This window comes from Sneathia vaginalis, from assembly GCF_000973085.1.
Taxonomy (GTDB): domain Bacteria; phylum Fusobacteriota; class Fusobacteriia; order Fusobacteriales; family Leptotrichiaceae; genus Sneathia; species Sneathia vaginalis.
Genome location: NZ_CP011280.1, coordinates 625,041 through 637,511 on the forward strand (window position 1 = coordinate 625,041; position 12,471 = coordinate 637,511).

Sequence of the window (12,471 nt, forward strand, 5' to 3'; positions counted from 1 at the left end):
TATGAAAAAAATAATGCTAGCATTTATAGCCTTAGGATTATTCACAACATCATGTACAAGTGAAAAATTTGCAGCTGTAACAGAATCATTCTTGGGTGAAAGATTATTTAATGCAACTGAAGAACAAAAGTTCGAATCTAAAATGAAGTCATATAAGTTAGAAGCAACAATAGTTACAAACAAGGGGGATATTAACCTATTTTTAAGCCCTGAATATGCACCAGAAACAGTTGCAAACTTTGTATATTTATCTAAGAGAAACTTCTATGATGATATGAAATTTCATAATGTAGTATTAAATGACCTTATACAATCTGGAGATAGTAAAGGAGATACTACAGGTACAGCAGGATATTTTATTAAAGATGAAATAACTAATGATTTAAACTTTGATATTGAAGGTGTAATTGCTATGGCAAAATCAAGAGATAATGGTCCAGCAAGCTCACAATTCTTTATTACTCTAAAAAGAAAAGAAGAATTTGATGGTAAATACACTGTATTTGGTAGATTAAAAACTAAAAATGATATTAAAGTAGCAAAGAGTATAAGAGAAGGAGACGTTATACAAGATGTACAAATAACAGGTAGAAATGTTAATGATTTCTTGAATAACTTTAAAGAACAAACAGCAATTTGGGATACAAAATATATAGGGAGATAGGTGACAATTATGAAAAAAATTTTAATGATTGGTCTATTAATACTAACATGCACATCATGTGCAACAGTAGCATTATTAGGTGTAGGAGCTGGTGCAGGTGTAGCAACAGTACTTGCAGTGCAAAATAAGGATAAAATAGCTAAAGCTTTTTCAAAGAAAGATGAAAAGAAAGAAAATGAAGAAAAGAAAAAAAGAGCAGTAGATTCAAAATATAGTGAAGAAGTAAACGAAGCATTCAAATAGTAGAGAGGCCACAGTGGCCTTTTTACTTTCAAAAAGGAGGACATATGATACAGACTAGCAATCTTTCTATGCAATATGGAGGAAGAAAGCTATTTGATGAAGTAAACGTTAGGTTTATACCAGGTAATTGTTATGGGATTATAGGGGCAAATGGTGCAGGAAAATCAACATTTTTAAAGATATTAAGTGGCGAAATTGAGTCAACTACAGGTGAAGTTGTAATACCAGCTGATAAGAGATTATCATTTTTAAAACAAGATCACTTTGCATATGAAGGTGAAACAGTTTTAAATGTAGTATTAATGGGTCACAAAAAGTTATATGATATAATAACAAAGAGAAACGAATTGTATTCTAAGCTTGAATTTACAGAAGAAGATGGAATATTAGCATCTGAACTTGAAGGTGAATTTGCAGAATTAGATGGTTGGGATGCTGAAACAAATGCAGAAAAGATTTTAATAGGTTTAGGAATAGATGAGAGTCTGTTAAACAAAAAAATGGAATCATTAATTGAAGCAGATAAAGTAAAAGTATTGTTAGCCCAAGCTTTATTTGGAGAACCTGATATACTCCTTTTAGATGAACCGACAAATGGGTTGGATATAAAGGCATGTAATTGGTTAGAAGATTTCATAATTAATTTAGAAAATACAACAGTATTAGTAGTTTCACACGATAGACACTTTTTAAATAAAGTTTGTACACATATAGCAGATATAGACTATGGTAAAGTAAAAATATATGTTGGAAACTATAATTTCTGGTATGAATCTAGTCAACTTTTACAAGAACTATTAAGAAATCAAAATAAGAGAATAGAACAAAAAAGAAAAGAGTTACAGGACTTTATATCTCGTTTCTCAGCTAATGCTTCAAAATCAAAGCAAGCAACTAGTAGAAAAAAAGAATTAGAAAAATTACAATTAGAAGATATACAAGTTTCAAACAGAAAATATCCATTTATAGATTTTAAACCAGAACGTGAAGCTGGTAATAATATGCTAAAAGTTAAGAATATTTCTAAAACTATTAATGGAGAAAAAATATTAGATGATATTAGCTTTGACATTAATACAGGTGAAAAGGTAGTCTTTTTATCTGATAATGACTTAGCAATAACAACCTTATTTAAAATATTAAGTGGCGAATTAGAAGCAGATTCTGGAACTTATGAATGGGGTATTACAACAAGTAGATCATATTTCCCTAAAGACAATAATCAATATTTTGAAAATGTAGAATTGAATTTAATTGATTGGTTGAGACAATATTCGACAGATGAACATGAAGAGTATATACGTGGTTATCTAGGTAGAATGCTTTTTTCAGGTGAAGAGGCTAAAAAAGAAGCTAAAGTCTTATCAGGTGGAGAAAAAGTTAGATGTATGTTAGCACGTATGATGTTATCTACTGCAAATGTACTATTGCTAGATAATCCAACAGATCACCTAGACCTAGAGTCTATAACATCATTAAATAAAGGATTAATTAAGTTCAATGGAACAATCTTATTCACAACAAAAGACCATGAATTTAATCAAACTGTTGCTAATAAGATAATTGATATTAAAGAAGATAAAGTGGTAGTTTCATTATCAACATATGATGAGTATATAGGATTGGAGAGTTAAATTGAAAAAACATGTAGGAAGTCTTGAAGTAATAACTGGTAGTATGTTTTCAGGAAAAAGTGAAGAATTAATACGTAGATTAAGAAGGGCAAAATACGCAAAACAAAAAATGCTTGTTTTTAGTCCGACAATAGATGATAGATACGGAGTAAATGGTATTTATTCACATAATAAAAATAATGTTAGTGCATATTCTGTAAAAGATGTTAATGAAATGACTAAGATATTATATGAAAATCCTGATACTGAAGTAATAGGAATAGACGAAATACAATTTTTTGAAAAGAATGTAGTAGATTTTTGTAAAAAATGTATAGAATTAGGTAAAAGGGTGATAGTAGCAGGCTTAGATTTAGATTTTAAGGGAGTTCCCTTCCAACCATTACCAGAATTAATGGCAATAGCAGATGAAGTTGAAAAATTATCGGCCATATGTACAGTTTGTGGTAATAAGGCATATGCAAGTCAAAGATTAATTGACGGTAAGCCGGCATATGATGATGATCCTTTAGTTGCAGTTGGAAGTGATGAAAAATATGAAGCAAGATGTAGAATGCATCATATTGTTAGAAAAAGAACAGTAAATCCAAATTTAATTGAGTTTATAGTACAATTAGATAGTGATAGTAAGAAAATAGAGGATATTAAAAGTTTATCAGGATATAATATAGTAAAGTTAGATATAAGTAAAAAAGTAAAAGAAATAAGAGAAAATATACTAAAATTACATGGTGAAGATAGAAAGATTGCTATTTTAATACCACATAGTATTTCTAGTAGAATAGAAGGTAAATATGAGGTATTAGACTTAATGGCAGAGTTTGTTAAGTGCTCTAATATTAATATATTATCAGATGATAAATTTGAAAATTTAATAACAACTTGCTCACTAATAAGAAAGTGCGAATTGAATATAAAAAATATATATTTAACATGTGATAATAAGACAGATGTTGAAAAGATTAAAAAGAATATAGGAATTATACCAATATTCATCTAGGAGGAATATTTATGAAAAAATATTTATTATTTAGTTTACTAGTATTATCAGTTAATTTGCAAGCTTCAAAAGTAGTTTCAAGTGATAAAGGTTTTTTTGACAAGATTTTAATAAAAAAAGAAGTATCTGAAAAAATACAAGGTAGATTTGATAGTCAAAACGATATAGCAGTAGTTTCAGATGAAAGTGTTGATGACATAAGAAGTAAAGAAGATGCATTAAATGGATTGAAAAAGCAAATTTCATCATATGCAAAATCTGTATTAGTTGGATACTTAAAGAAGGCTAATTTAGTTGGTGAAGGATTTAATGAATATAAAATGGCTGAATTTAGTGATGAATTAGCAACTCGTATGATACAAGAAAATAGATATGATATTGAAGGTGTTTGGGAAGATAGAAATACTGGTAAATACTATACACTAGTAAAAGTAAATAAAAAAAATATAGATGAAAAATGTAGAAAGATATTTAAAAATAGACTAGAAAAAGTAATACAAGTATTAAATGATTTGAAAGAAGGACTATAATTGATAAAAGTAAGTAAGTTATACAAGTATTACGGCAAGGTATTGGCGAATAATAATATTAACTTTACTATTAATGATGGAGAATTTGTTGTAATTTTAGGACCTTCAGGAGCAGGTAAGTCTACATTACTAAATATATTGGGTGGTATTGATGTTGCAAGTGAAGGGAAAGTTATAATAAATTCAAAAGAAATTTCTAGTATGAATGAAAAGCAATTAACTGAGTATAGAAGAGAATATGTAGGCTTTGTATTCCAGTTCTATAACCTAATGCCAAATTTAACAGCATTAGAAAATGTAGAGCTTGCTTCAGAACTAGTAAAAGATAGTATAGATGCAAAACACGCATTAGAACTAGTCGGTCTAACTCATAGGCTACATAATTTCCCGCAAGAATTATCTGGAGGTGAACAACAACGTGTTGCAATAGCAAGAGCGATTGCTAAAAAACCTAAGATACTTTTGTGTGATGAGCCTACAGGAGCACTAGACTATAATACAGGTAAGCAAGTATTGAAATTACTTTATGATATATGTAAAAAAACTAATACTATTGTTGTAGTAATAACACATAATAAAGCAATATCAAAGATGGCTGATAGGGTTATAGAAATAAGCGATGCTAAGGTAAAAGATGAATATATTAATGAAGTTATTACGCCTATAGAAAAGATAGAGTGGTAAGTATGAAAGCAATAAATAAAGATATATTGAGGGAAATTGTAAAGTCTAAAAGTAGATTTTTAACCCTAATCTTGATTGTTTTTTTAGGCTCTTTAACTTATGTAGGTTTAAATTCAACAGTATATGACATAAAAAAATCTGTAGATACGACAATTAAAAAGAATAATATGTATGATATTAGACTTGATGCACCAGCTGGTTTTACAGATTATGATATAAATTTACTTAAAAATTTTAAGGATGTAGATAAGATTGTATTCTATAACGAAACTATAGACTATGATAAAAAGATTCTATACATAGAATCAGAAAATACAAAATACGATATGTCATATTTACAAAATAAGATAATAAAATCAGGTATAAACATTAAAAAAGTCAGTTTTGTTGCACCAAAAAAGGATAGTTTAAAAAATGTTGCTGTAATATATTTGAAAAATAGTAAAAAGTATAATACTTTTAGTAAGAAATATCTAGATTATGTGAAAAATGTTAAGGAAAATTTAAATGTATTACTTGCTAAAAGACCACTTGAGCGAAAAGAAGAGATAAATAAGGAATTAGATGAAGGTTTAAATAAGTTAAATCAAGGGTTAGACAAATTAAATAGTAAAAGAGAAGACTTAATTAAAAATAGGAATAAAATTCTAATTAGTGAAGGCAAATTAAAAAAAGAAAAAATAAAGTTTTTAAATGCAAAGCAAGAAATTTTAAATGGTAAAGCAGTAATAAAAGAAAATGAAGAAAAAATAAATGAAAAAACTGCTACTTTAAATGGAAAATATGCTGAAGTACTAGATGGTTTAAATAAAATAAATCAAAATTTAAATAAGATGCAAGAAGGTCTTGCAAAAATCAGTGTAGAAGAAAAAAAGATAGATGAAAATGAAAAGAAGTTAAATGATAATTTAGGCTATTTAAGTAAGGAAAAGATACAGGAATATAGAAAAAAGATAAGCGATGGTAGAGCTAAATTAAACTTAGAAAAAGAAAAGATAAATAATACTTTGGAACAAAAAAAATCTCTAGAAGGAATAAAAGCACAACTAGAAAAAGGATTAGCTGAGTTAAAAAATGCTTCTAATACACTAGAGGATAAAGAAAGAAATTTATCAAATCAAGAAAAAGAATATAATGAAAAATATAGTGAAAATTTAAATAAATTTAATGTTTCATATGAAAAATTAAAAGAGGCTAAAATAAAGCTAGTTAAAGGTCATAAAGATATAAGCAAAGTTAAGATGGAATTGCAAAATAAAAAGAATGATCTTGATAAGAAAAAGAAATATTTATTAAAGCCAGCTTATGTAGTAGGTACAAGATATGATAATAACGCTTTTTTAACATTATATAATAATATAAGATCAACTAAGATTATGTGTTATCTATTCCCTGCTTGCTTTTTTGTAATAGGACTTTTTGTTACAGTAACTACTATGATTAGATTTTCAACAGAACAAAGAGTTACTATAGGAGTATATAAGTTTTTAGGATATAAAAATAAGTATATTATAAAAAAATTCTTAATATATGGTTTAGTTCCAACAATAATAGGACTATTTTTAGGAAGTTTAGGTGGAACAATAGTACTTCCAAAAATAATAGCACCAACATTAGTTGTTGACTTTATCCCTATATTCAAAAATATTAAAATATATTTTGTTCCTACATATTCTATTGTAATAGCCATTGCATTTATACTCTCAATAACAATAGCAATACTTGCTGTTGTAATTAAACAATTGAATGAAAAGGTTGTAGACCTTTTAACAGGTAGAGAAAATGAAAAAGGTAAGAGAATATTACTAGAAAAAAGTATATTATGGAAGAGAATGAATTTTTCTAAAAAAATACTATTTAGAAACCTACTTAAGTATAAGGGAAGAATGTTTATGACCATACTTGGAATAGGAGCTTGTACAGCATTAATATATCTAGGTATATCATTACATTATTCAATATCAGATATTACAAGATATCAATATAATAAAGTTAAAAAATATGATGCTGTTGTATATTTCCAATACGATGCACCTATTGAAAAGAAAGAAGAATATTTTAAGAATATATCTAAGTTTTCAAAGATATTTAAACTATACACTGTGCCTGTAAAGTACAGTAAAGATGGTCTTGATTATCAATTATCACATGAGTATTTGATAAGTAATAATGATGAAGACTTTTTCAATTTTAAATTAAATCAAAATGAGTCTGTTATATCAATCAAAACATCTAAGATATTACATAAGAAAAAAGGTAGTAATATTACAGTATATGATATATATAATAGACCTAATAAAATTAATGTAGATGGTGTATTTAAAAACTATATCTACCAATATATTTATACAAAAGATACAACAAAAGAACCAAATGCAGTATTAGTTAAGTTTAATAATAAGACAAAAGATATAGAAAAATTATTAGATAATGAGATAGTATATAGCATTAACACTAAGGAAGATACAAAAGAATTTTTTGAAAAACAAATTAAGAGTTTATCTAATGTAGTAGTATTAATGATAATACTTGGTGCAAGCCTATCCTTTATTGTTACATATAATCTTGGGAATATTAATATAATAGAAAGAAAAAGAGAATTAAGTACATTAAAAGTTTTAGGTTATAGAAAAAGTGAAATGTATTTGTACATCTTTAGGGAAATATTTATACTTGCCATAATCTCAACATTATTTGGCTTGTATATAGGGCGTAAGTTACATTTGTTCTTAGCACTAATGTTTAAGACATCACCTATACAACCAGTAGTTGCATTAAACTATAAGCCATTTTTATTCTCATTTGTATTATCAATGTTTTTTGTAGTCTTAGTCTGCAGCTTATTAATCCAAAAAATAAATAAAATAAATATGATAGAAGCATTGAAAGCGAGTGAATGATGGCAACTAGTTATGAACGATTAGAAATATTAGTAAAAAAAGAAGGCATAGAAAAATTAAATAAATCAAGTTGTATAATATTTGGTGTTGGAGGAGTAGGTTCTTTTGCTGCTGAAGCAATAGCAAGAAGCTTTGTAGGGAATATATCCTTAGTAGACTTTGACACTGTTGATATTACTAATATAAATAGACAAATACATGCTAATATAAATACCGTAGGTAGACTAAAAGTAGAGCTTATGAAAGAAAGAATATTAAGCATTAATCCCAATTGTAATATAAATATATATACTGAAAAGCTTAGTAAAGAAAATATAGAAAAGTTTTTTGATAAAAAATACGATTATGTAATTGATGCAATTGATGATATGGATGCCAAAATAGCTTTAATTAGTTATTGTTTGTATAAAAAAATAAATATAATATCATCAATGGGGTTAGCTAATAGATTAGATCCAACAAAAGTCTACATAGGTAAATTAAAAAATACCATAGGTTGTGGACTTGCAAGAAGATTAAGAAAAGAATTTAAGGATAAGAATATCAATGTAGTTGCATCAACAGAACACGCAATAAAACACGATAAACCCCATCCAGGAAGCGTTAGCTTTGTACCATCTGTTGGGGGATTGATGTTAGCAAGTTATGTTGTGAGAAAAATATTAGAAGAATAGTAAGTATATAATGGAGTGTATAAATTATAAAAATATTTATACACTTTATTTTAAAATAATATATTTTACTATTAATGGAAATGAAAAGAAATCATGAATTGTTATAAAAATAAGAAAGAAATAAATATAGTGAAGCAAGTAATGCAATAGCAGATGTATTCTTTAATAATATTAATCTGAAAATACCCAAGAAATGCAAGATATTCTTAAAGATATATTTTGTAAAATGTTTCAAGCTAAAGTTATGCTGTTAATAAAATAATTATTTCTTAAGGATATAGAGATAATCATATGAATATTTATTCTAATATATAGAGTAAATATTTGATGAAATAGGTGTAAAGTAACAAAATCAATATTTAATAATTGCATATTATAAGAAATTTACAATATAATTCAGGAGTATTTTTGAGCAAGAATATAGTGATTAAGGTACTTTATTTACGATAACCGAACTATACAAAAGTTAGAATAGTAATAATTAGTTATATTATATATAAAATTTATATAAATTAAAAAATATATATGAATTACTTGAAAAAACTTTTACAAATAATTTAAAAAATATATTTTTTATTTATGGTTAAAAAATAGATTATTTTTTTTTAGATAAAGTATTGATTTTTTTTTATAATAAAAATACTAAAAGTAATTTGTAGAACAAAGTATTTTTTTTATACTGGTTAATAAACTATAATATATATTTAAATAAAATAAATTGAAAAAAATAAAAAAAATGATATAATTTATAATAAAAATATAAAGGAGAGATTTTTTATGAAACAATTGAACAAATCAACAATTGATTTTTTTCAAAATGATGAAGATGATTGGTGTATAACATGTGACGCACGCGATAGATGTGATTCTTGCGACGCTACTGATTGGGGAGATAGCGATTGTGGAAATTGTGATTTTGGAAGAGAATGCAAACACATCGGTTAGTATGAGAAGTGGTGATGTTTTTGGGTACTTTTTATAAGTTAATTGAGTTTTGTTTAAAAATAAATTTTAAAAATTTTTCAAAATTATTAATATTAGTTATAATAAAAATTTTATTATTTTTTGCAACTGTATTTTTGCTGAAACAAATGATAAATTTACTTGTTGAAAAACAAGTGAATATAGTTTTTTATTATCTGTTTTACTATATTATTACATTTTTATTTTCTAAATGTATCGTTGTTTATTATGATTATATCCAACAAATATTTAAATTAGAATTGGAATATAAGATAAATAGTATATTTATAGATAAGTGTAAAAATATGTCGATGATTGACTTTGAGAATACAGAAACTTATAATAGTATCCAAAAAACACTACGTGATATTAATGTTCCATATGCAATGATTTTAAACATTTTAGATGTTATTACCAATATATCAATGTTAATTGGGAGTATAATTATTTTAGCAAAATGGAAGTTATATACAGTAATTTATTTAGTTATTGTTCCGATATGTTGTGTTTATCTAGTTTTTATCATTGGTAAAAAAGAATATGAAATGTCAAAAATTAGGATTATAAATGTTCGCAAATCTAATTATTATAGGTTTTTATTGACAGATATAAATTCATATAAAGAAAATAAAATATTTAGATTAGGAGTTTTTTTTACTAAGAATTTTATTGCAAATATAGATAAAATTAATATTAAAGATAAATTGATATTTAAATATCTATTTATTAATGGAATAATTTTTCAGATTTTAGAAACAATAATGTTATTTTTTACTGTTTACATAGTTTTGAAAGATATTATTAATTCTTTTATAACAATTGGTACAGGATATCTATATTTAAATTGTATTTTAAATGTTGTTAATTCTAGTGAAAAAATATCAAAAAACATTTCAAATTTATTAAATAAAAAACTATATTTAGATGAACTTTTTGAATTTATATATAAAAAAGACCCGAATATTAATAATAAAAAATATATTAAGATAAAGAAAATTGAAACTATTGAATTTAAAAATGTATGGTTTAAATATAGAGAGAATTTAGAATATGCAATAAAAAATATAAATTTAAAGATAAATGCAAATGATAAAATAATAATAATTGGTGAAAACGGATCAGGTAAAAGTACATTTATAAAATTATTGTGTGGATTTTATGATAATTATGAAGGTGAAATATTAATAAATGGAATTTCTATGAAAGAAATTGAAAAAGAGTCTTTGTATAATAATTTAAGTGTTTTATTTCAAGATTATATGAGGTATGAATTTAATGTTGAAGATAATATATGTATAAGTGATTTGAATGAAAAAGATAAAATTATTAATTTTATAAAAAAACTCAATCAACAAAATATTCTTAAATTTTTAGATTATAAAGGTAATATTAAATTAGGTCATAAATTTGATGATGGTTATGAAATTTCTAATGGTGAATGGCAACAGATTGCATTTTCTAGAGCAATATTTAAGCGTCATAGTTGCTTAATATTAGATGAGCCTACAACTTCAACAGATATTGATATTGAAAATAATATATTTAATATAATTAATGATATCCAAAATAATATTGTTATTTTAATTACACATAAATTATATCTTTTAAATAATAGTTATAAATGGATTGTATTTTCTAATGGAAAAATACTTAAAAAAAATGAAATAAAAAAAATGTTAAAATATAAAGAATATTATGGTAAATAGATAGAAAATTAAGGAATGATATGTATGATTATAAAAATAGAGAAATTATCAAAAAAATATAAATTAAATAAAAATTTTTCTATAAAAGATATAAATACACAAATTTGTAATGGGGTATATGGACTTATAGGTGAAAATGGTTCTGGTAAAAGTACGTTTCTAAAGACGATTGCCACAATTTTACCCATACAAAGTGGAAATATAAGTGTTGATGGTGAAGATGTATCTAAAAATATATTAGAATTTCGAAAGAAAATAGGATATTTACCACAAGATTTTGAATTTTTTGAGAGCCTGACATGTTATGAAATGCTTGAGTATATATCAACATTAAAACAAAATAAGGTTATAGAGGAAGAAATTGATAATTTATTAAGAGAATTTAATCTTTTAGATAAAAAATATTGCAAAATAAAAACCTTATCTGGTGGTATGAAACAAAGATTAGCTATATTACAAACAATTTTAGGGGGTTCTAAAATAATAATATTAGATGAGCCTACAAATGGACTTGATCCCATAGAAAGATTAAGATTTAGAAATATTATAACTTCCTTGTCAAAAGATAGAATAATTATTATATCTTCTCATATAATTTCTGATATAGCTATACTATGTGAGAATATAGGTATAATGAAAAAAGGGGAACTTGTATATACAGGATCTGTTGATAATTTAATAGAAAAAATGCAGAATAAGATATATATTAAAGAAATAAAACAATATGAAAAAATAGAAGAATATAAGAATTTAATCTCGATATTAAGAAAAAAGAATTCTTATGAAATAAGAGTGTATTCTAAGAATGAAAATACAGGTTTTATTAAAGCCGAACCAACTCTTGAAGATGCCTATTTTTATATTATGAATTTAGGTGGTCAGCTTGAATAATACGTATTTTAAGCTAGTAAAGATATTTGTTAATGAGGGATATAAAAATATAAAAAATTATGTAATATTCCATACAATACTAATTTTATTTCTACTATTTTTACAATTTTTTGATATTCATGATGTTAAAACTCAAATGTTTGCTAATTTATTTGCAGTTATTTTTATAATGATTAATTCATATTATTCATGTAAGATATTTTTTAGTGATAAGAGAAGTTGGTTAGTTTTATTTTCAAAATCAAAAGAAGTTATAATATTGTGTTTTTTAATAAATATACCTTATTTTTTATTTATAAATTTACAATTAGTTATGTTAGGTGCTAAAGCCTATATTGCTATAATGTATGGCTTGTTTCAATATTTATTTTCGATTTCATTTGGAATATTTTTAGGGGTGTATTTTAATATAATTCCTATATTTATACTGGCGATCATTAATTTTATATTTTTTAATGTATATAATGCAACATCGTATAATAATGTATTATCTGTAAATACATTTTTGTATAATCTTGATGTTCTGAATTATTCAAGTATTTTATCAATTTTATGTATTAGCATATTTAGTTTTTTATGTAT

10 protein-coding genes are annotated in these 12,471 nt (G+C 24.7%); all 10 read left to right on the forward strand.

What is annotated here, in order from left to right; genetic code table 11:
• The first annotated feature begins 1 nt into the window (after window position 1).
• The 10 genes from VC03_RS03220 (at window position 2) to VC03_RS03265 (ending at window position 11,889) form a co-directional block, all read left to right on the forward strand.
• A complete protein-coding gene (locus VC03_RS03220) occupies window positions 2–664 on the forward strand; it encodes a peptidylprolyl isomerase (RefSeq protein WP_052727679.1) in 663 nt (220 codons plus the stop codon).
• Window positions 665–673: 9 nt separating this feature from the next.
• A complete protein-coding gene (locus VC03_RS03225; RefSeq protein ID WP_046328644.1) occupies window positions 674–907 on the forward strand; it encodes a hypothetical protein in 234 nt (77 codons plus the stop codon).
• Window positions 908–951: 44 nt separating this feature from the next.
• A complete protein-coding gene (locus tag VC03_RS03230; protein WP_046328645.1) occupies window positions 952–2,541 on the forward strand; it encodes an ABC-F family ATP-binding cassette domain-containing protein in 1,590 nt (529 codons plus the stop codon).
• Window position 2,542: 1 nt separating this feature from the next.
• The gene (locus VC03_RS06685; RefSeq protein ID WP_084710350.1) at window positions 2,543–3,541 is read left to right on the forward strand and encodes a thymidine kinase; all 999 of its coding nucleotides are present in this window, start codon (window positions 2,543–2,545) and stop codon (window positions 3,539–3,541) included.
• A gap of 11 nt (window positions 3,542–3,552) precedes the next feature.
• Window positions 3,553–4,071 carry a hypothetical protein gene (locus tag VC03_RS03240; RefSeq protein ID WP_046328646.1) on the forward strand — a complete coding sequence of 173 codons (519 nt, stop codon included), beginning with the start codon at window positions 3,553–3,555 and terminating at the stop codon, window positions 4,069–4,071.
• Window positions 4,072–4,755, forward strand: coding sequence for an ABC transporter ATP-binding protein (locus tag VC03_RS03245; RefSeq protein ID WP_046328647.1), 684 nt, complete (start codon window positions 4,072–4,074; stop codon window positions 4,753–4,755). It abuts the gene before it with no gap.
• Window positions 4,756–4,757: 2 nt separating this feature from the next.
• Window positions 4,758–7,655 carry an ABC transporter permease gene (locus VC03_RS03250; RefSeq protein ID WP_046328648.1) on the forward strand — a complete coding sequence of 966 codons (2,898 nt, stop codon included), beginning with the start codon at window positions 4,758–4,760 and terminating at the stop codon, window positions 7,653–7,655.
• Window positions 7,655–8,329, forward strand: a complete 675-nt coding sequence (locus VC03_RS03255; RefSeq protein ID WP_046328649.1) for a tRNA threonylcarbamoyladenosine dehydratase — start codon at window positions 7,655–7,657, stop codon at window positions 8,327–8,329. Before VC03_RS03250 ends, VC03_RS03255 begins: the two co-directional genes overlap by 1 nt.
• 1,091 nt (window positions 8,330–9,420) lie before the next feature.
• Window positions 9,421–10,998 carry an ATP-binding cassette domain-containing protein gene (locus tag VC03_RS03260; RefSeq protein ID WP_158500357.1) on the forward strand — a complete coding sequence of 526 codons (1,578 nt, stop codon included), beginning with the start codon at window positions 9,421–9,423 and terminating at the stop codon, window positions 10,996–10,998.
• A gap of 24 nt (window positions 10,999–11,022) precedes the next feature.
• Window positions 11,023–11,889: an ATP-binding cassette domain-containing protein gene (locus VC03_RS03265; RefSeq protein WP_052727680.1), complete on the forward strand. Its 867-nt coding sequence runs from the start codon at window positions 11,023–11,025 to the stop codon at window positions 11,887–11,889.
• Window positions 11,890–12,471 lie beyond the last annotated feature (582 nt).

What these genes read in the sequence shown, in the direction of transcription:
- VC03_RS03220 (WP_052727679.1), top strand. Translation starts at nt 2, where the DNA reads ATGAAAAAAATAATGCTAGCATTTATAGCCTTAGGATTATTCACAACA.
- VC03_RS03225 (WP_046328644.1), top strand. Translation starts at nt 674, where the DNA reads ATGAAAAAAATTTTAATGATTGGTCTATTAATACTAACATGCACATCA.
- VC03_RS03230 (WP_046328645.1), top strand. Translation starts at nt 952, where the DNA reads ATGATACAGACTAGCAATCTTTCTATGCAATATGGAGGAAGAAAGCTA.
- VC03_RS03240 (WP_046328646.1), top strand. Translation starts at nt 3,553, where the DNA reads ATGAAAAAATATTTATTATTTAGTTTACTAGTATTATCAGTTAATTTG.
- VC03_RS03250 (WP_046328648.1), top strand. Translation starts at nt 4,758, where the DNA reads ATGAAAGCAATAAATAAAGATATATTGAGGGAAATTGTAAAGTCTAAA.
- VC03_RS03255 (WP_046328649.1), top strand. Translation starts at nt 7,655, where the DNA reads ATGGCAACTAGTTATGAACGATTAGAAATATTAGTAAAAAAAGAAGGC.
- VC03_RS03260 (WP_158500357.1), top strand. Translation starts at nt 9,421, where the DNA reads ATGATAAATTTACTTGTTGAAAAACAAGTGAATATAGTTTTTTATTAT.
- VC03_RS03265 (WP_052727680.1), top strand. Translation starts at nt 11,023, where the DNA reads ATGATTATAAAAATAGAGAAATTATCAAAAAAATATAAATTAAATAAA.